This window comes from Janthinobacterium sp. PAMC25594 (assembly GCF_019443505.1).
In the GTDB taxonomy this organism is placed as follows: Bacteria; Pseudomonadota; Gammaproteobacteria; order Burkholderiales; family Burkholderiaceae_D; genus Janthinobacterium.
The window spans coordinates 4640121-4658390 of sequence record NZ_CP080377.1; the positions used below are offsets into that span (position 1 = coordinate 4640121).

The following is an 18270-nucleotide window of genomic DNA, read 5'->3' on the forward strand; positions in this document are numbered from 1 at the left end:
TTTCATCCAACTATTCCCCCCGCTATGAACAGCCTCTATCAGACTTCCATCCACTCCCTGCCATTGCTGGGCCACGGCAAGGTCCGCGACAATTACGCCGTCGGCGACGACAAGATCCTGATCGTCACCACGGACCGCCTGTCGGCCTTCGATGTCGTCATGAACGAGCCTATCCCCGGCAAGGGCAAGGTCCTCAACCAGATGAGCGACTTCTGGTTCGAGAAACTGGGCCACATCGTGCCGAATCACCTGACCGGCGTGGCGCCGGAATCCGTGGTGGCGCCGGATGAAGTGGAGCAAGTCAAGGGCCGCGCCGTGGTGGCCAAGCGCTTGAAGCCCATCATGGTCGAGGCGGTCGTGCGCGGCTACATCATCGGTTCGGGCTGGAAAGACTATCAAGATACAGGCAGCATCTGCGGCATCAAGTTGCCAGCCGGCCTGCAACAGGCGGAAAAACTGCCGGAACCGATCTTCACCCCGGCGGCCAAGGCCGAGCTGGGCGAGCATGACGAAAACATCAGCTTTGCTGAAATGGAAGAGCGCATCGGCGCCGAACTGGCCGCCAAGATGCGCGACGTGGCCATTGCCCTGTACAAGACGGCCGCCGAGTACGCGGCCACGCGCGGCATCATCATCGCCGACACCAAGTTCGAATTCGGCCTGGACGACAACGGCGTCATGCATCTGATGGATGAAGTGCTGACGGCCGACTCGTCGCGCTTCTGGCCCGCCGATTCCTATCAGCCTGGCATTTCGCCGCCGTCGTTCGACAAGCAATTCGTGCGCGACTACCTGGAAACGCTGACCTGGGGCAAGACCGCACCGGCGCCCGCGCTGCCGGCCGACGTCATCGAAAAAACCCAGGCCAAGTACTTCGAAGCCATCGAATGCCTGACGGGCGAGAAGCTGAAGGCATAAGATGACAGAGCAGAATAAGCCGCTGGTCGGCGTCATCATGGGCTCGTCCTCGGACTGGGAAGTGATGCAGAACGCGGTTGCCATCCTGAAACAGTTTGGCGTGCCGTACGAAGCGCAAGTCATTTCCGCCCACCGCATGCCCGACGAGATGTATGCGTACGCGAAAAGCGCGCGCGCGCGCGGCTTGCGCGCCATCATCGCCGGCGCCGGTGGCGCCGCCCACCTGCCTGGCATGGTGGCGGCGATGACCATCGTGCCCGTGCTGGGCGTGCCCGTGCCGTCGAAATACTTGCGCGGCGAAGATTCCATGCTGTCCATCCTGCAAATGCCCAAGGGCGTGCCCGTGGCCACCTTCGCCATCGGCGAAGCGGGCGCGGCGAATGCGGCGTTGACGGCGGTGGCGATGCTTGCCGCCAACGACGACGCCCTGGCCGACCAGCTCGAAGCTTTCCGCACCACGCAAACGGCCGCCGCCAAGGCCATGGTCTTGCCTGAATAATGTGTTTGAAAAATAATGAATAGTAAATCGACTTCCCCATTGCTGCCCGCCGCCAACCCACCGGCGTGGCTGGGCGTGATGGGCGGCGGCCAGCTCGGCCGCATGTTTGCGCAGGCCGCCCAGAGCATGGGCTATCAGGTTGCCGTACTGGAACCATCGGACGCCTGCCCTGCGGGGCAGGTGGCGCAGCGTCTGGTGAATGCCGGCTACAGCGATGCGGCCGGGCTTGACGCGCTGGCCGCGCAATGCCTGGCCGTCACCACCGAATTCGAAAACGTGCCGGCCGACAGTCTGTCGCGCCTGGCCGAAAGCGTGTTTGTCGCCCCCAACGCCCACGGCGTGTCGGTGGCGCAGGACCGCATCGCCGAAAAACGTTTCTTTGTCGCCTGCGCCTCGAAATCGGGCGTGCTGCCGGCGCCACATACGGTGATTGCCACGCAGCTTGACATCGATGCCATCAGCGACGACTTGCTGCCAGGCATACTGAAAACCGTGCGCATGGGCTATGACGGCAAGGGCCAGTACCGCGTGCGCACGCGCGACGAGGTGCGTGCCGCGTTTGCGGAAATGGGCGAAGTAACTTGCCTGTTGGAAAAGATGCTGCCGCTGGCGTATGAAGTGTCCGTGCTGACGGCGCGCGGCGTGGACGGTGCATCGGTCGTGTACCCGATCGCCGAAAACGTGCACCGCGACGGCGTGCTGTTTACCACCACGGTGCCGGGTCCGAACGTGTCCGACGACTGCGCCGCCAGGGCGCAGCGGGCGGCGCAAGCGATGGTTGCCGAACTCGGCTATGTCGGCGTGCTGTGCATCGAATTTTTCGTGCTCACAGACGGCAGCCTGGTGGTCAATGAAATGGCGCCGCGTCCGCACAACAGCGGCCACTACACGATGGATGCCTGCGTCACCAGCCAGTTCGCGCAGCAGGTGCGGGCCATGGCGCGCTTGCCGCTGGGCGACGTGCGCCAGCATTCGCCGGCCGTGATGCTCAACATACTGGGCGACGCCTGGTTTGCCGACGGCAGCGATGCTGCCTGCGAACCGGCGTGGGACCAGGTGCTGGCGCTGCCGGGCGCCTGTTTGCATCTGTATGGCAAGGACGATCCGCGCCGTGGCCGCAAGATGGGTCACCTGACCTTCATCGCGGCCAGCTTGCCAGAGGCGCAGCAGCGCCTGCGCGATGCTTGTCTGATTCTGGGAATCGCGCCGTGAGCGTGCCCGCGCAAGACCTGGCGGCGGCCGTCGCCGTGCTGGAAGCGGGCGGCCTCGTCGCTTTCCCGACGGAAACAGTATATGGCCTGGGCGCCGATGCGGAAAACCCGGCCGCTGTGGCGCGCATCTACGAAGCCAAGGGCCGGCCATCGGACCACCCTGTGATCGTGCACGTGGCGCCCGGTGCCGATTTGGCGCACTGGTCCGATGATCTCCCGCCCGAGGCGCAGCAGCTGGTGGCCGCCTTCTGGCCCGGCCCGCTGACCCTGATCGTCAGGCGCGCCGCGCATATTCCCGACGCTGTATCCGGCGGCCAGGATACGGTGGGCCTGCGCTGCCCGTCGCATCCGGTGGCGATCGCATTGCTCCGCGCCTTCAAGGGCGGCAAGGGTGGCCTGGCGGCGCCGTCGGCGAACAAATTCGGCAATGTCAGCCCCACCACGGCGCAGCACGTGCGCGATGAGTTCGCGGCGGAACTGGGCAGCGGCTTGCTGGGCCAGATCCTCGATGGCGGCCAGAGCGAGGTCGGTATCGAGTCGACCATCGTCGACCTGTCGCGCCTGGCCACGCACGGTCCCGTGCTCTTGCGTCCCGGCCATATCAGCAGCGGGCAAATCGCCGCCGTCATCGGCCGCGCACCGGCCGTGGCGGACGCGGCCGCGCCGCGCGCCTCGGGCACGCTGGAATCGCATTACGCACCGCACACGCCTGTTGCGATGCAGCACAGCGACGACGTGCGCGCCATCTTGAACCGCCTGCTCAATGACGGGCGTCGCGTGGCCCTGATCCACTACTCGGATCTGCCGCCGGCCAGCGCCAGCGTGCGCCTGGCCGCGACCCCGGAAAATTACGCACATGCGCTGTATGCCTCGCTGCGCACGATGGATCAGGTCGGCGCCGAGCTGATACTCGTCGAAGCACCGCCCACCGGCCCCGCGTGGCTGGGCGTGAATGACCGTTTGCGGCGCGCCGCGTTCGGCTCAAGTGGTATCTTGCAGCAGTTTCTATCCGCATAATGAAAAGCCCCGCAAGGGGCTTTTTCTTGATGCAGCGCAATAGCGATGCTTGCCACGAAACATCTTATATCCTCCATAATTCAGCTGATCGCCCGGTCATGACAGGGCGCCGGCGGTGTTGTTATTTCGTTGATTTTTAAAACATATTTTCTATACAAGCCTGAGGAACGATGGCATATTAGTTGGGTAGCGAATAGCACGCCCGTTCGTTTAGAAACCAGAAAAAAGACCGAGGAGACAAAATGCATCAAACAAAATTCGCGCTGGCCGTGCTGGCTGCGGCTGTCCTGGCAGGTTGCGGTGGCGCCAGTGGCGGTGATCAAACCTTGAAAGTCAAATACACGGCGCAGGTGTCGTTCGGCGACAGCCTGTCCGATGTCGGTTCGTATGCCGTCGGCACGGTGCTGGCGAAAGGTGGCGGCAAGTTCACCATCAATGGCGACAATACCAAGATCAATCCTGAACTGACGGGCAAGAACTGGACCGAGCACCTGGCCGCGCAATTCAGCCTGGCCGCGCCATGCGCCGCCGAGACTGGCCTGGAAGGCAATGCGTTGAAGGGCTTGGCCGTGCCACGCGTCAAGCATGCTGGTTGCTACGGCTACGCCATGGGCGGTTCGCGCGTGACCAATCCGGTTGGCCCGAACAACAAGGCGACGGGCAGCGAGCTGGGTGCCCTGACCGTGCCCGTGGTGACGCAGATCGCGAACCACCTGGCCGTGTCCGGCGGCAAGTTCAGCGGCACGGAAGCCGTGTTCGTGATGGCCGGCGGTAACGACGTGCTGTTCTTGCTGGGTGATTTGCAAGCGAAGGCCACCGCTGCTGGTCAGGCGGCAGGCGCTACTGCTGGTGCCGCTGCTGGCGCGAAAGCCTTTGCCACCAATTTGGTCGCGGCCTTCGCTGCTCACGCCGCCAATCCTGCCACGGCGGCGCAAGCCATCGGCGCCGCCGTGGCGGCTGCCGCCGCAGCGCCAGGCGCCACCTCCGCATCGATCGTGGGTGCTGCCGTGCAAGCTGCCGTTATTGCCGGTGATCCGGGAATATCTTCGCAAGCCGTGTATGGCCCGCTGGTGGCCAAGGCGCAAGCCGATGCCACCGTTACCGGTAACGCCGCCGGCGCCGCTGCAGGTGCCAAGGCCGGTGCCGATTACGCCGCAGCGAATGGACCTGCACTGGTTGGCGCCATGAAACAGGCTGGCACCGAACTGGTAGCGCTGGTGAAGGACCAGATCATTGCCAAGGGCGCCAACTATGTCATCGTCAACAATCTGCCTGACGTGGCCGGTACGCCATCGGGCCTGGGCAAGGATGCCAATACCAAGGCGCTCATCAATGCCATGGTCAGCACCTTCAATGGCGAAATCAAGGCGGGCTTGACGGGTAATGCGAAAGTCTTGCTGGTCGACGTGTTTGCCGTCAGCCATGACCAGGGCGTCAATCCCGGCCCGTATGGCTTGACCAACGTCACGGAAACGGCATGCGACCTGAGCGCGCCAGGCAATATTCTGGGCAGCTCGCTGGTGTGCAATGGCACGAACCTGAAAGCGGGCGACGTCAGCCACTATGCGTATGCCGACGATGTGCATCCTACGCCGTTCAATAACCTGTTGCTGGCCCGCTACGTGGCCAAGGACATGGTCGTGCGGGGCTGGCTGTAAGGGATGGCCGTACCGGCTGTGCCTGGGAGGCGCGGCCGGCAGCGACAAGACTCGATAGCGGAACACTCCGCACATAATGAATCAGGAGACAAGATGAAGAATCGTTTGAATACCGCTGTACGCGTGCTGGCTGCAGCTGCCGCGATGGCCATGGCGACGGGCGCTTCGGCGCAAAGCGCAGGCACCTGGATGGTCAAGGCTGGCATCAACAAGATCACGCCGCACGTGGACAGTGGCGACATTTCCGCACCGGCACTGCCGGGCACGAAAGCCGATGTCAAGGCCGATACCAAGCCCATCCTGAGCTTTGCCTACATGCTCACAGACAATTTTTCCGCTGAAATGATCCTGGGCGTGCCGTACAAGCACGACCTGGTGGGTGATGGTTCGATCAAGGGCACGGGCAAGCTGGGCACGGCAGAAGTGTTGCCGCCGACGGCCTTCATCCAGTACCGTTTCTTCCAGCCCAATGCGATGATCCGCCCTTACGTGGGCGCGGGCTTGACGTATGCATATTTCCAGAAGGAAACCGGCTCGGGTCAGATGACGGCCCTGCTGGATCCGGGTGGAAAACCAGTCACCTACCGCATGGACAACAAGCTGACAGGCAGCCTGGTGCTCGGCAGCACCGTGGCCATCAACGAGCGCTGGTTTGCCGACGTGGCCGTGGTCAAGACCTACCTGAAAACCAAGGCGAAATTCTCGACGGGGCAGACGCAGGACATCAAGCTCGACCCGGTTGCCGTGAGTATCAGCATCGGGTACAACTTTACCCTGTAAAACAAAAAATCCGCCTCGGCGGATTTTTTTTTGTCCCGCTCAGGCTGGCGGTGTATTGAACTTTCCATTGTGGAAGATCAAGGGTGGTTGCGCGGCAAACGCGCATTGTTCCACTTCGCCCACGAAAATGACGTGGTCGCCTTCCGGATAGCGGCTGCGGTTGTGGCATTCGAACCAGGCCGACGCGCCTTTCAGGATGGGCTGGCCCGTGCGCGACAGTTCGTATTCGACGTCGTCGAAGGGATTCGGCGTGCGGCGTGCAAAGCGCTGCGCCAGTTCCGCCTGCTCGGCGCCCAGCACATTGATGACGTAATGCGAGTTGCCGCTGAAAATGGGCATGCTGTTCGCCACGGAACCGAGGCTCCACAGCACCAGGGGCGGCGACAGCGAAACGGAATTGAAGGAACTGGCCGTCAAGCCGCGGAAACTGCCGTCGGCCAGGCGCGTGGTGATGACCGTCACGCCGGTGGCAAACTGCGACAATGCCTGACGGAAATGTGTCGTATCGAATTCTTGCGCGGGCGCGCGGGGAGAGCGTGTGTTCATGGGAGACCTGTCTGTTTGTCTCCATTATGCCAAAAAATGGCCTTGCGAGTACTTTCCCGTCATGAAGGCCCGAAGCGAAATGAAGCTAGAGCATGCGTCGGCGACATCAATAAATATGGTCAGCCGGAATTTTCTTGATTTTGCTGATCAGTCCGATGTTAAGCCAGGCGCCGAGAATCGCCAAAGGCAGAATGAATTTCCCTATTTCCCATGCCATCAGCGTGCCAGTCGCAATGGCAAGGCATATGCCGGCAAAACCGTATTGTGTGAAAAGACTCTGCCGGAAGGTTTGCCCGTCATTTTGGGTAATGCCGATAATCAAAGGCCGGAATGCCCATTGGATGATCCACAATTTCGCAGGCCCCTCGCGTTTCATTTGATCACGCAAGATAATGCTGAGGCGTTCGTCGATGTAGACATTCTTGATGATCTCGGTACCGATCTTGATATACGTGTACTTACGCCATTTCCCACTTGGTTTGCTCGGGCCGATTTCCAGATAGTCGCCAGTATATTCCTTCATGTTTTGCCTTGGAGTGAGAGATGAAACATTCGTGATATGGCATCCGTAATGTTTTGTTGCTTATGGGAAATATTTAATCCAGTATAGCAGCGCCCGTGTTTGATGGTCAAATGACAAAATGTTCCATGCGATGACCGTATCAGCCCGCAGCATGCAGGCTGCAATGCAGCCGCTGGCGGTTTGGTTTATAGTAATTTAAGTAGCAATATTGCCTTCATGGCCAATTGGGAGAAGGGAGTACAAGATGCGTGCGGAAATGGAAGTGGCGGTACTGGGCGGCGGCTGTTTCTGGTGCCTGGCCGCCGTGTATGGGGAAGTGCGCGGCGTGACGCGCGTCGTGTCCGGCTACACGGGCGGCGGCGTGCCCGATCCCACGTATGAACAGGTATGCGCGGGCGACACGGACCACGCGGAAGTGGTGCGCCTGGAATTCGACCCGGCCGTCATCGCTTACCACGACTTGCTGGAAATCTTTTTCACGCTGCACGACCCCACCACCCTGAATCGCCAGGGTAACGATGTCGGCACGCAATACCGTTCCGTCATCTATTACCAGTCGGCGGAACAGGAAAGCGTGGCGCGCAAGGTGCTGGCCGAGATGGCCGGCGTGTGGGATGCGCCCATCGTCACGCAGCTGGCGCCGGCGCAAGTCTTTTACGCGGCCGAGGATTACCACCAGAATTATGTCGCCCAGCATCCCTTGCAGGGCTATTGCGCGCTGGTCGTCGCGCCCAAGGTGGAGAAATTCCGCGCCATGTACGCGGGACGCCTGAAGTAGGCACCCCGCGCGCGCCTGTCAGGGCGTGAGCACGGGTGACGGCCTTGTCTCCTGCGCATACATGTAGTTGCGCGACCAGGGCAGGGTGGCGGAGCGCCGGCCCCCCTTCACGCAGACGATCTGGTACAGGCTGATCAAATCTTGCTCGAAGGCATAGGCGCAGCCGGCCAGGTAGACGTGCCAGATGCGGAAGCGCCGCTCGCCCGCCAGCGGGCGTATCTGCTCGGCGTTGGCTTCGAAATTTTCCGTCCACAGGGCGCAGGTGCGCGCATAGTGGCGCCGCAGGTTTTCCACGTCCAGCACTTCCAGCCCCCCTTGCTGCATGGTTTTCAGGACATTGCCGATGTGCGCCAGCTCGCCGTGCGGAAACACATATTTTTCGATGAATTCGCCGCCGCCATACGGCGTTTCGCCATTCTCCGGGTCGGTGGAGGTGATGCCGTGGTTCATCGCCATGCCATCGGGCGCCAGCAGCTTGTTGATGATGGAAAAGTAGTCGGGCAAGTGCTTCAAGCCCACGTGCTCGAACATGCCCACGCTGGTGATGCGGTCGAACTGGCCCGTCACGTCGCGGTAGTCTTGCAGGCGGATCTCGATCAGGTGTGAGAGTCCGGCTGCCGCCACGCGCTCGCGCGCCAGCGCGTACTGGTTTTCCGACAGGGTCACGCCCACGCAGCGGGCGCCATATTGCTGTGCGGCACGAATGACGAGCGCACCCCAGCCGCAGCCGATGTCGAGCAGGGTCTGGCCCGGCTGCAGCTGGATTTTCTTCAGGATATGGTCGATCTTCTTGACTTGCGCCTGCGCCAGGGTTTCATCGCCATGTTCGAAATAGGCACAGGAATACACGAGAGCGGGGTCGAGAAATTGTTCATAAAACGCGTTTGACACGTCGTAGTGGTAGCGGATGGCTTCGGCATCCTTGCTCTTGTCGTGCGTAAAGCTGCGCACGATGCGGGCCAGCTTGCCTTCCGGTTTCAAGGTGTTACGGGCCAGGGCATTGCAGATGGAAATCATGTCCATCGCCGTGCCCTTGACCTCGATATTGCCTTCCACATAGGCCGAGCCCAGATTGGCCAGCGAGGGGTTCAGCAGATAGCGGGCCGAGGCGACGGTCGGCAGGCGGATGGTGACTCTGGGCGTTTCGCTGGACAGGTCGACATGCTGGCCGTTCCACAATTCGATGCGCAGCGGCAGGGCGGTCTTGCTGCGTATGCTGGCGATCCAGGACTTGAGTTGGTTTTGTACAAACAAAATGGCCTCCAATGCAGCGGCCCCAGTTGGGGCCGCAAATTGAGAATCAATGTTATTTAGTAACTTCTACCTTCATAGCCTACACCTATATTGACCAGCTTGCTTTGCGCCGCCTTGACCAGCTTGCTCAGGGTTGCAAGCGTTGCATGCTCCATTGCCCGTCGGCACCGCGCGTAAACACGATGCGGTCGTGGAAGCGCGAACGGCGTCCCTGCCAGAATTCGATGCGCTCCGGCTGCAAACGGTAGCCGCCCCAGTGGGCCGGGCGTGGCGGTTGCGCGTCGCCAAGGGCTGCGGCCACGGCCTCGTAATGGCTTTCCAGCGTGGCACGGTCGGCGATGGGGGCGCTTTGCTGCGAGGCAATCGCCGACAAGCGGCTTTGCAGGGGGCGCACATTGAAATACTCGTCGCTCTCGGCCGCCGTGGTTTTCACCACCGTGCCTTCGATGCGCACTTGCCGTTCCAGCTCGCGCCAGAAGAACAGCAGGGCCGCGTGCGGGTTGTGTTCCAGCTGCTGGCCCTTGTCGCTGTTGTAATTCGTGTACCAGGTAAAGCCGCGCTCGTTGAACTGCTTGATCAGCACGATGCGCGAGCTGGGCTTGCCGTCGGGACTGACGGTGGACAAGTCCATCGCGTTCGGCTCCATCACCTGGGCCTTGACGGCTTCGGCAAACCATTTCTGGAACTGCGCGATGGGATCGGCCAGCACATCCGTCTCGCTCAGGCGCGATTGCACGTAATCGGTGCGCATGGCCGCCAGCACGGCGGCCGCGTCCGGCACTGCGGGAGTTTCCGGCGCATCGGGCGCGATGCCGCGGCGGCGCTGCATGGCCGTGCCCAGCTGCTCCATCTGCTGCGCGCTGAACAGGCGCTTGGCCATCGGTGCCAGTTGTCCTTCTTCCTTGGCCATGTGGGCCTGGTAGGCGGCGACATAGTCGCGCACGCCATCGTGCGACAGCTGCGAGTCCGTGCCGGCGGCAATGGCGTCCAGTTCCGGGCGCAGGGTCAGCCAGGCCTGGTCCATGCGCTGGTGGTCGGCCAGGATTTCCGGCACCAGGGTGGCCAGCAGGGCCGCGTCCTCGCCCGTGGCCGTGGCCTGCAGCATGGGCATCAGGTCTTGCTCTTCATCATCATGATGCAGATGGGCGGCCTTATTGAAATACTGCAACACCGCCTTGGCCGCCTGTTGCGCTTCCGGCGTGTTGCCGTTCTGTCCCAGGTGGCCCAGCAGGTTTTGCAGGGTCGTCAGCTGCTTGCGGATCTTGTCGTGGCAATGCTTGAGCACGGCGATGGGCTGGTCAAAGCCGGGAACGGAGTCGAACAGGGGAGAGGTCATGGCGAGTTCTCGTGGTGGGCGGTGTGGGGGCGCGGCGACAAACGGAGCTTGTCGCTGTGTCAATTCGGCTATTTTAGAATATCCGCCAGCGCAGTGTCCGTTAAAATGGCGCCATGCATACCTCCACCAATGAACTAATTTCCATGGACTTGACCGAGATCGATTTTGAACGGCGTTTCGGCGGCATTGCCCGCCTGTACGGCCCCCCCGCGTTGGCACGCTTCCGTGCCGCCCATGTGTGTGTGATCGGCGTGGGCGGTGTCGGTTCCTGGATCGTCGAAGCGCTGGCGCGCAGCGCCATCGGCCGCCTGACCCTGATCGACCTCGACAATGTTGCCGAATCGAATATCAATCGCCAGATCCAGGCCATGAGCGACACCATCGGCAAGGCCAAGATCACGGCCCTGGCCGAACGCATCGAACTGATCAACCCCTTGTGCCAGGTCACGCAGATCGAGGATTTTATTGCTCCCGATAACCTGGAGCTATTGCTGGGCGGGCGCGATTTCGACTACCTGATCGACGCCATCGACAATGCCAAGGCGAAAGCTGCCGTGATCGCGTATTGCCGTGCGCGCAACATTCCCATGCTGACCATCGGCAGCGCGGGCGGGCAGACGGACCCGACCCTGATCGCCGTGCGCGATTTGTCGAAAACGGAGCAGGAACCGCTGCTCAAGCGGGTACGAAAACTGTTGCGCACCGAATATGGTTTTCCCCGTGGCGTGAAAAACAAATTCAATGTCGACGCCGTGTTTTCCATGGAGCCGTTGAGCGCGCCCGAGAGCGCCGAAGCGTGCGCCATCGATGGCAGCGCGCCCGCCGGCGTCACGGGCTTGAACTGTGCCGGCTTCGGTTCCAGCGTGGTGGTGACGGCCAGCTTCGGCATGGTGGCGGCCGCCCATGCGCTGAAAAGCTTGCGCCAGGACAAACTGGCCGAGGTGCCGGTGTTAATGCCGGACGCCGCCTAGCTTAATTTCCTGCTGGCCAGGATGCGGTAATCGCCGCTGCTTTTCAGCGATTCCACCAGCACCAGTTCGTCCGCCAGCCAGGCGATGGGCGCGAAGTCCTGGTTGGCCGGCGGCGGCGCCTGGCGCGCCAGCGTCACGTGCGGTGTAAAGCGGTCGTGCTCGAAGCGGGGCGCGAGGCCCTGTTGCGCCAGCTCATGCATGCAGGCCGCGCGCAAGTCCAGCAGGGCGGGCGAGGGCTGCGCCAGGGCGGCCCAGGCCAGCGCCAGCTGCGCAAAGTGGCTGGCGTGATCGAACAGCAAGGGTATGGGATGCGCCGGCAAGTGCGCCAGGATATCTTGCAGGGCCGGCAGCTCGCTGGCCGGGCGCTGGCCCAGGAAGGCCAGCGTCAGGTGCAGTTTCTCGGCGCGCACGGGCTTGCCTTGCAAGCGCGCCTGCCAGGCGAGCAGGGCCGTGCGCGTGGCCGCATCGGGCCACAGCGCGTAAAACAGGCGGGGGCAATGGGTATCAGGCGACAAGTTTTTCCTATCGTTGCGGCGGTTTGCTATGATTGGCGTTCCCTGCCTCTTGCATTGGCAGGGATCTCACCGAAACTCACTGAAAGAATACATCATGACGCGTAGCTCCGTTTTGTTTGCCCTGATCTGCTCCGTCGCCGCGTCGCTGGCGCAGGCACAGGCGCCAGCGCCTGTTCCCGCCTCCGCCGTCTCGCTGAGCCCCGGCCCTGTCGCCGATAAACTGATCGTGATCGACAACAAGGTCGGCACCGGCAAGGAAGCGTCCGCCGGCAATAACGTCACCGTGCACTACACGGGCTGGCTGTACCGTCCCATGGCGAAAGATTCGCGCGGCAAGAAGTTCGACAGCTCCGTGGGCCGTGGCCCGTTTGACTTCCCGCTCGGCAAGGGCATGGTCATCAAGGGCTGGGACCAGGGCGTGGCCGGCATGAAAGTGGGCGGCAAGCGCACCCTGATCATTCCAGGCGAACTGGCCTATGGTCCGCGCGGCGCCGGCAATGGCGACATTCCGCCGAACTCGGCACTGATCTTCGACGTGGAATTGCTGGACGTGAAGTAATTGTTCAGTTTCGGCAGCGCACCACGTGCGCTGCCGTGAAAAAGCGGTAGACTGGGATTTTCTGATATAGCTGTGGAGACTCCCATGAACATCGCCAACGACGTCACTGAACTGATCGGCAACACGCCCCTGGTGCGCATCAACCGCATCGCCGCCGGCAGTGTGGCCACCATCCTGGCCAAACTCGAATTCTACAATCCCGCGCACAGCGTCAAGGACCGCATCGGCCTGTCCATGATCGTCGCCGCGGAAGCTGCTGGCAAGATTCATGCCGATACCGTCATCGTCGAGCCCACCAGCGGCAACACGGGCATTGCGCTGGCCATGGTCTGCGCCGCGCGCGGCTACCGCTGCACCCTCGTCATGCCCGACACCATGAGCCGCGAACGGCGCATCCTTCTGCGCGCCTACGGCGCCGAGCTGGTGCTCACGCCCGGTAGCGAAGGCATGCTGGGCGCCATCCGCAAGGCCGAGGACATGGTGGCGGCCGAGCCGCGCTACCTGATGCTGCAGCAATTTAACAATCCGGCCAATCCCGCCATCCACCGCGCCACGACGGCCGAGGAAATCTGGCGCGATACGGATGGACAAGTCGACATCGTCATCGCCGGCGTGGGCACGGGCGGCACGATCACCGGCATCGGCGAAGTGTTGAAGGAACGCAAGCCCGGCGTCCAAGTGATCGCCGTGGAACCGGAAGCGTCGCCGATGCTGTCGAAAGGCACCAAGGGGCCGCACCCGATCCAGGGCATCGGCGCCGGTTTCGTGCCGCAGATACTGAACACGGCCATCTACGACGAAATCATCTGCGTGAAGAACGACGACGCGTTCGCCACGGCGCGCCTGGCCGCCAGCGATGAAGGCTTGCTGGTTGGCATCTCGTCGGGCGCCGCCCTGTGGGCCGCCCTGCAAGTGGCGCGCCGTCCGGAAAACGCGGGCAAGACCATCGTCACCATCATCCCGTCGTTCGGCGAACGCTACCTGAGCACGGCCTTGTACGCCGGCTTGGGCGACTAAGAGCCGATCCGTCCGGCGGGGCTGCGAAGGTAGCGCCGCTTGACCGGCGCCGTGCAAGGGCGCCGGTTGAACTTGCCATGCCGAAATATGCGCCAGGCAGGCAGGGCAGGCGCAGTACAATATCGGACGGGCCGCAATGGTTCGGTCCGTATTGTGCCTTTGAATGGAAATATGTTCCTGGTAAAACCTGAACGCCGCCGCCTGCTGCAGGTGGGCGCAACCGTGGCTGTCATCGCGCTGGGCCTGGCCTCGCGCGCTTATCCCCAATTCCTTCCCGCCGCGCTCGGCAAGTATCCGGGCGACGCCCTGTGGGCCATGATGATCGTCTTTGCGCTGGGCATCATCGCCACGCGCATGCGCACCTGGCAGCTGGCATTGTGGTCTCTGCTGATCTGCTTTGCCGTGGAATTCGGCCAACTGCTCCAGACGCCCTGGCTCGTCGCGCTGCGCGCGCATCCGCTGGGGCACCTGGTGCTCGGTTCCACCTTCGGCTGGGGCGACTTGATCGCCTACACGGCCGGTGTGGCGATTGCGGCGCTGGTGGATAAAGCGGCGCTGTTCAAGCGCCGCTAGTCCCGCTTACTTGACGTTACCCTCCTTGAGGTTACCCTCGGCATCGCGCAGTTCCACGGGCGCCAGTTTCAGCTTGGATAATTGCGGGGCGATCTTCGCCTGGTCGCCCACGCCGATGACGATCAGCTTTTCCGGCTGCAGGTATTTTTTTGCCACCTGCTGCACCTGCTTGTCCGTCACGCTGGCAAAGCGCTGTGGCAGGGTCGCGTAGTAGTCGAGGCCCAGGCCGTAGATATATACGTTGGCCATGCTGGCGCTGATGCTGGCATTCGTCTCGAACTGGCCCGGCAGCGACAGCACCTGCGAATTGCGCGCATTCGACAATTCCCTGGCCGTCAGTGGCTTGGCGATCATGGCGCGGATTTCCTTGAAGGTTTCCGACACGGCCGGGCCCGTCACGTCCGTGCGCACGCCGGCCGCGATGGAGAACGGTCCCGGCTGGCTGCGGTACTGGAATTGCGAGCGCACGCCATAGGTGTAGCCCTTCTCTTCACGCAGGTTATTGCTCAGCCGGCTCGTAAACAAGCCGCCCAGCGCCGCGTTCATCACTTGCAGCGGCGCATAATCGGGCGTCGTGCGGGCCACGGCGATGGTCGACAGGCGCACGGCCGTCTGCGGCGCGCCCGGCTTGTCGACGAGGATCAGTTTTGCTTTTGTCGTGGCCGGCGCCGCCGTCACGGACGGCGCCACCGCGCCCGCCTTCCAGCTGCCAAACTTGGCTTCGGCCAGGCTCTTCAATTGCGCTGCGTCGATGTCGCCCGAGACGATCAGGGCCGCATTGTTCGGCACATAATGCTGCTGCCAGAACGCCTGCAGGTCGGCGCGGCTGGTGGCTTTCAGGGCCGCTTCCGTGCCCAGCTGGATATACCCGTACGGATGTTGCGGGCCGTACAGGGCTGCCGCTTCCACGCGGGCCGCCACGGCTCCCGCGTTTTCGCGCTGCTGCGCCAGTTCGCCGATACGGCTGGCGCGCTGGCGCTCCACTTCGGCCGCGGGGAATTGCGGGTGCTGCACCACGTCGGCCAGCACGTCGAGCGCTTGCGGGAAGGTGGTTTTCAGCGACGTCAGCTGGGCGAACGAGGCATCCGCGCCGGAACCCGTGCCGAGGAAAGCACCGAGTTGCGCCACGTCATCGGCGATCTGCGGCGCGCTGCGCGTACTGGTTCCTTCCTGCAGCAGTTGCGCCGTAAAGCCCGACAAACCCGGCTGCGCCAGCGGATTGGCGCCCGAACCGCTTTTCACCACCAGTTGGGTCGATACCAGCGGCACGGCCGGGTTGTAATTGTGGATCACGGTCAAGCCATTGCTCAAGGTGAAGGACGTCGCTTGCGGCAGCACGATTGTCGGCGCGGGACCGGCGGCCGGCACCTTGTTACGCCATGGCTCGTCCGCATTGATGGCCGTGCCTGGCGCCGACTTGACCTTGCCCGGCGCCGGCGTCGCCACTTCCGGACCCAGGTCCGGCGTGCCCGGCACGCCATACACGACCACGCGCGCCTGATTTTTCAGGTAGGTGTCGACGGCGCGCTGCACGCCGGCCGCCGTCACCTGGCGGTAGCGTTCGATATCCTTGCCCAGGTAGCCGGGGTCGCCCAGGTACTGGTTGTACTGGTTCATCATGTTGGCGTTGCCGCCCACTTTTTCCACCTGGCTCAGCATGCTCGTCTCGATGCTGTTGCGGGCCCGTTCGAGTTCCTTCTCGCTAGGCCCCTGGGTGCGCAATTGCTCCAGCTCCGCCTGCATGGCTTGCTCGATTTCCTCGGGCTGGTGGCCGGGGCGGGCCGTCACGTCGATGGTAAACACGGAGGTGAGGGCGTTCGAGCTCTGGTTCGCGCCCACGTCCTGCGCGATCTGCTTGTCGTACACCAGGGACTTGTACAGGCGGCTGGACTTGCCGCCGGCCAGGATTTGCGCCGCCATCGACAATTCCGCGTCATCCTTGGCGTAGGCGGACGGCGTCAGCCAGGCCATGAAGACGCGCGGCAACTCGACCCTGTCCTGCACCACGATGCGGCGCTCCTGCGTGATGGGCGGCGTCACCACATCGGGCTTGGCCACGGCGGGGCCGCTCTTGAAGCTGCCGAAGTATTTATTGACCAGTTCCTTGGTCTTCGCCTTGTCGATGTCGCCGGCGATCACCAGGCTGGCATTGTTGGGACCATAGTATTTGGTAAAGAATTCCTTGATGTCGGCCAGCTTCGCGTTCTGGATGTCCGCATGCGAACCGATGACGCTGGCGTAATACGGGTGGGTCTTCGGAAACAGCTGGTGGTACAGGGCTTCCTGCACGATGCCGTACGGTGCGTTTTCCACGCTCTGGCGGCGCTCGTTGCGCACCACGTCCTGCTGGTTCGTCAGCGCCGTCTGGTCGAGCACGTCGAGCAGGTAGCCCATGCGGTCGGAATGGGCCCACAGGGCCAGTTCCAGCTGGTTCGACGGCACCGTGTCGAAATAATTGGTGCGGTCGAAATCCGTGCTGCCGTTCGAATCGGTGGCGCCTGCGCCTTCCAGCAACTGGTCGGCCATGCCGCGCGGCACGTGCTTGGTGGCGGCAAACATCATGTGTTCGAACAAGTGGGCAAAGCCCGTCAGGCCCGGCGCTTCGTTCGCGGGACCCACGTGATACCAGACATTGACGGCCGTGACGGGCAATTTATGGTCTTCCACGAGGATCACGTCGAGGCCATTCGGCAGCGTGTATTTTTCGTAGGCAACATTTGGCACGCTCGTGGCTGCCGTCGCGGCGGCCGCACCGGCGGCGTGGGCGAGGCTCAGGGGGGCGCCGTACAGCGACAGCATCAGGGCGGGTATGGCCAGCAATTTGATCGGTTTCATGCATGCTTCCAGGCTAGGGTGGGGAAGACGCTGCGGCCCGCTCGTGGCGGGCCCAGCGCGACGGTACTACAGTTTATACAGCAGGGTCGCGCCGCCCAGCACCAGCAGCGCGCAGGCGACGGAGACGATGGCGGCCGCGCCCAGCAAACGCCATTCGCGCGGCGTAAAGCCGGCCGGCGATGGCGATGGCGATGGTGCAGGCGCTTGCGGCGCGGGCTGGGGCATGGCTGGCGCCGGTTCGGCTGGCAAGCCGCCCGCCACGCGCGCCTGCGCCGCCAGCGCTTGCGTGGCAGAGTTCAGCAGGGCCAGCTGGCGCTCGACGGTTTCCGCCAGCACCGCTTCGTTCAGCGCCACCAGGGCGAATATCGGGTCATCGACGTCGATCTTGATGCCCGTCTTGTCGAACACATGGCTGCGCAGTTTGTGCTGGTCCATCTACCATTGCACCTTGTCGAGTTGTTCGAAGATGTCGCGGTAGACGACCTTGATGCGCTGTTTTTCCATGATGTTGAACTTGTCGTTCTGCATCACTTCCTGCATCGTCAGGCGTGCCGTGTTCATTTTTTTCACATCCGCGCCGAAGGTGTCGGGATTGCGCTGGCTCAAGGTGATGCTGCCTTTCACGCGCGCGCGGTTGTCGGCATACGACTGCGATTCGACAAACTGCTTGCCGGACGCCGATTGCAGCAGGCCGAAGTGTTCGTTTTGCCACAGCACCAGCGGCACTTTCGTCGCTTGCGCCGTGGCGACAAAGCCCGTGGCCGTATCGTGCAAGGTGTCGCCGCCGCCGACGATGGTGTGGATGTACACCTTGCGGCCCGATTCTTCCAGCAGCGAGAAACAATCGTTTTCCAGCAGATAGCCCATCAGCGGCGAAAAGGTATTCGCGCCATTGTCGATCACGCAGTTGCCGTCTGTTTCGAGGATGTCGATCATCAGCGCGTCGAAGCGTTTCGGGTCGATGTTGCGCGCATCCGTCATCACGGGCACATGCTTGACCTGCATCGCCTTGTAGCGCGAGAACGTGGCGTTTTCCTGATCGGTGTCATAGCAGCGCAAGGGCGTGTCGTCCTTGCCGCCTATCCACTGGGCCAGCAGGGTCGAGACCAGGGTCTTGCCGATGCCGCCCTTGCCCTGCAGGATGAAATGTACCGTGTTTTGCATTGCGACTACTCCAAGTTGTTGCGTCAGTGACAATCAAAGATCCGTGACAGCGGCGCGGGCGCCAGGCCAGGCCACGACTGGCATTTTTACCACAATCCTTTGCAAATATGCCATGC

General features: G+C 62.6%; 19 protein-coding genes. 11 read left to right on the forward strand and 8 right to left on the reverse strand.

Annotated elements, in window-relative coordinates:
• Window positions 1-24: 24 nt before the first annotated feature.
• The 6 genes from KY494_RS20800 to KY494_RS20825 all read left to right on the forward strand — a co-directional run bounded on the left by KY494_RS20800 (window position 25) and on the right by KY494_RS20825 (window position 6083).
• The gene (locus KY494_RS20800; RefSeq protein WP_219888082.1) at window positions 25-918 is read left to right on the forward strand and encodes a phosphoribosylaminoimidazolesuccinocarboxamide synthase; all 894 of its coding nucleotides are present in this window, start codon (window positions 25-27) and stop codon (window positions 916-918) included.
• A 1-nt stretch (window position 919) separates the two neighbouring features.
• Complete coding sequence (gene purE, locus KY494_RS20805; RefSeq protein ID WP_219132585.1) at window positions 920-1417, forward strand: 5-(carboxyamino)imidazole ribonucleotide mutase; 498 nt, start codon at window positions 920-922, stop codon at window positions 1415-1417.
• Window positions 1418-1432: 15 nt separating this feature from the next.
• Window positions 1433-2629 carry a 5-(carboxyamino)imidazole ribonucleotide synthase gene (locus tag KY494_RS20810; RefSeq protein WP_219888083.1) on the forward strand — a complete coding sequence of 399 codons (1197 nt, stop codon included), beginning with the start codon at window positions 1433-1435 and terminating at the stop codon, window positions 2627-2629.
• Window positions 2626-3645, forward strand: coding sequence for an L-threonylcarbamoyladenylate synthase (locus KY494_RS20815; protein ID WP_219888084.1), 1020 nt, complete (start codon window positions 2626-2628; stop codon window positions 3643-3645). The genes KY494_RS20810 and KY494_RS20815 overlap by 4 nt, the downstream gene beginning before the upstream one ends.
• A 242-nt stretch (window positions 3646-3887) precedes the next feature.
• Window positions 3888-5303 carry an esterase gene (locus KY494_RS20820; RefSeq protein WP_219132588.1) on the forward strand — a complete coding sequence of 472 codons (1416 nt, stop codon included), beginning with the start codon at window positions 3888-3890 and terminating at the stop codon, window positions 5301-5303.
• Between the two features lie 93 nt (window positions 5304-5396).
• Window positions 5397-6083: an OmpW family protein gene (locus KY494_RS20825; RefSeq protein ID WP_219888085.1), complete on the forward strand. Its 687-nt coding sequence runs from the start codon at window positions 5397-5399 to the stop codon at window positions 6081-6083.
• Window positions 6084-6122: 39 nt separating this feature from the next.
• Here KY494_RS20825 and KY494_RS20830 read toward each other — a convergent pair whose 3' ends face one another.
• Both KY494_RS20830 and KY494_RS20835 read right to left on the reverse strand, forming a co-directional pair.
• Window positions 6123-6629: a flavin reductase family protein gene (locus KY494_RS20830; RefSeq protein ID WP_096237985.1), complete on the reverse strand. Its 507-nt coding sequence runs from the start codon at window positions 6627-6629 to the stop codon at window positions 6123-6125.
• 106 nt (window positions 6630-6735) lie between these two features.
• Complete coding sequence (locus tag KY494_RS20835) at window positions 6736-7152, reverse strand: hypothetical protein (protein ID WP_219888086.1); 417 nt, start codon at window positions 7150-7152, stop codon at window positions 6736-6738.
• A gap of 244 nt (window positions 7153-7396) precedes the next feature.
• Between KY494_RS20835 and msrA the strand changes: the two genes are divergently transcribed.
• Window positions 7397-7930 carry a peptide-methionine (S)-S-oxide reductase MsrA gene (gene msrA / locus KY494_RS20840; RefSeq protein WP_258194352.1) on the forward strand — a complete coding sequence of 178 codons (534 nt, stop codon included), beginning with the start codon at window positions 7397-7399 and terminating at the stop codon, window positions 7928-7930.
• 18 nt (window positions 7931-7948) lie between these two features.
• Here msrA and KY494_RS20845 read toward each other — a convergent pair whose 3' ends face one another.
• Window positions 7949-9184, reverse strand: coding sequence for a cyclopropane-fatty-acyl-phospholipid synthase family protein (locus tag KY494_RS20845; protein WP_219888087.1), 1236 nt, complete (start codon window positions 9182-9184; stop codon window positions 7949-7951).
• 127 nt (window positions 9185-9311) lie between these two features.
• A complete protein-coding gene (gene pdxH, locus KY494_RS20850; protein ID WP_219888088.1) occupies window positions 9312-10520 on the reverse strand; it encodes a pyridoxamine 5'-phosphate oxidase in 1209 nt (402 codons plus the stop codon).
• Between the two features lie 113 nt (window positions 10521-10633).
• Between pdxH and KY494_RS20855 the strand changes: the two genes are divergently transcribed.
• A complete protein-coding gene (locus KY494_RS20855; RefSeq protein WP_258194353.1) occupies window positions 10634-11491 on the forward strand; it encodes a tRNA threonylcarbamoyladenosine dehydratase in 858 nt (285 codons plus the stop codon).
• Here the strand turns inward: KY494_RS20855 and thpR are convergent.
• A complete protein-coding gene (gene thpR, locus KY494_RS20860) occupies window positions 11488-12006 on the reverse strand; it encodes an RNA 2',3'-cyclic phosphodiesterase (RefSeq protein WP_219888089.1) in 519 nt (172 codons plus the stop codon). The genes KY494_RS20855 and thpR overlap by 4 nt on opposite strands.
• A 94-nt stretch (window positions 12007-12100) precedes the next feature.
• Here thpR and KY494_RS20865 point away from each other — a divergent pair, with 94 nt between their 5' ends.
• From KY494_RS20865 to KY494_RS20875, 3 genes are all read left to right on the forward strand, one after another.
• Window positions 12101-12565 carry an FKBP-type peptidyl-prolyl cis-trans isomerase gene (locus KY494_RS20865; protein WP_219132594.1) on the forward strand — a complete coding sequence of 155 codons (465 nt, stop codon included), beginning with the start codon at window positions 12101-12103 and terminating at the stop codon, window positions 12563-12565.
• Between the two features lie 84 nt (window positions 12566-12649).
• On the forward strand, window positions 12650-13582 hold the full coding sequence (gene cysK / locus KY494_RS20870) for a cysteine synthase A (protein WP_219888090.1): 933 nt from the start codon (window positions 12650-12652) through the stop codon (window positions 13580-13582).
• A 171-nt stretch (window positions 13583-13753) separates the two neighbouring features.
• Window positions 13754-14155 carry a DUF2809 domain-containing protein gene (locus KY494_RS20875; protein WP_219888091.1) on the forward strand — a complete coding sequence of 134 codons (402 nt, stop codon included), beginning with the start codon at window positions 13754-13756 and terminating at the stop codon, window positions 14153-14155.
• A 6-nt stretch (window positions 14156-14161) separates the two neighbouring features.
• Here the strand turns inward: KY494_RS20875 and KY494_RS20880 are convergent, their stop codons facing one another.
• The 3 genes from KY494_RS20880 to KY494_RS20890 form a co-directional block, all read right to left on the reverse strand.
• The gene (locus KY494_RS20880) at window positions 14162-16990 is read right to left on the reverse strand and encodes a pitrilysin family protein (protein ID WP_219888092.1); all 2829 of its coding nucleotides are present in this window, start codon (window positions 16988-16990) and stop codon (window positions 14162-14164) included.
• A gap of 66 nt (window positions 16991-17056) precedes the next feature.
• Window positions 17057-17425, reverse strand: coding sequence for a hypothetical protein (locus tag KY494_RS20885; protein ID WP_219888093.1), 369 nt, complete (start codon window positions 17423-17425; stop codon window positions 17057-17059).
• Window positions 17426-18154: a hypothetical protein gene (locus KY494_RS20890; RefSeq protein ID WP_219132599.1), complete on the reverse strand. Its 729-nt coding sequence runs from the start codon at window positions 18152-18154 to the stop codon at window positions 17426-17428.
• Window positions 18155-18270 lie beyond the last annotated feature (116 nt).

Bases quoted from the DNA above. Each gene is read 5' to 3' on its own strand.
- KY494_RS20855 (WP_258194353.1), top strand. From the start codon at position 10,634: ATGCATACCTCCACCAATGAACTAATTTCCATGGACTTGACCGAGATC.
- KY494_RS20880 (WP_219888092.1), bottom strand. From the start codon at position 16,990: ATGAAACCGATCAAATTGCTGGCCATACCCGCCCTGATGCTGTCGCTG.
- pdxH (WP_219888088.1), bottom strand. From the start codon at position 10,520: ATGACCTCTCCCCTGTTCGACTCCGTTCCCGGCTTTGACCAGCCCATC.
- KY494_RS20825 (WP_219888085.1), top strand. From the start codon at position 5,397: ATGAAGAATCGTTTGAATACCGCTGTACGCGTGCTGGCTGCAGCTGCC.
- KY494_RS20810 (WP_219888083.1), top strand. From the start codon at position 1,433: ATGAATAGTAAATCGACTTCCCCATTGCTGCCCGCCGCCAACCCACCG.
- purE (WP_219132585.1), top strand. From the start codon at position 920: ATGACAGAGCAGAATAAGCCGCTGGTCGGCGTCATCATGGGCTCGTCC.
- KY494_RS20875 (WP_219888091.1), top strand. From the start codon at position 13,754: ATGTTCCTGGTAAAACCTGAACGCCGCCGCCTGCTGCAGGTGGGCGCA.
- KY494_RS20835 (WP_219888086.1), bottom strand. From the start codon at position 7,152: ATGAAGGAATATACTGGCGACTATCTGGAAATCGGCCCGAGCAAACCA.
- KY494_RS20820 (WP_219132588.1), top strand. From the start codon at position 3,888: ATGCATCAAACAAAATTCGCGCTGGCCGTGCTGGCTGCGGCTGTCCTG.
- KY494_RS20830 (WP_096237985.1), bottom strand. From the start codon at position 6,629: ATGAACACACGCTCTCCCCGCGCGCCCGCGCAAGAATTCGATACGACA.
- msrA (WP_258194352.1), top strand. From the start codon at position 7,397: ATGCGTGCGGAAATGGAAGTGGCGGTACTGGGCGGCGGCTGTTTCTGG.
- KY494_RS20865 (WP_219132594.1), top strand. From the start codon at position 12,101: ATGACGCGTAGCTCCGTTTTGTTTGCCCTGATCTGCTCCGTCGCCGCG.
- cysK (WP_219888090.1), top strand. From the start codon at position 12,650: ATGAACATCGCCAACGACGTCACTGAACTGATCGGCAACACGCCCCTG.
- KY494_RS20885 (WP_219888093.1), bottom strand. From the start codon at position 17,425: ATGGACCAGCACAAACTGCGCAGCCATGTGTTCGACAAGACGGGCATC.
- KY494_RS20890 (WP_219132599.1), bottom strand. From the start codon at position 18,154: ATGCAAAACACGGTACATTTCATCCTGCAGGGCAAGGGCGGCATCGGC.
- KY494_RS20800 (WP_219888082.1), top strand. From the start codon at position 25: ATGAACAGCCTCTATCAGACTTCCATCCACTCCCTGCCATTGCTGGGC.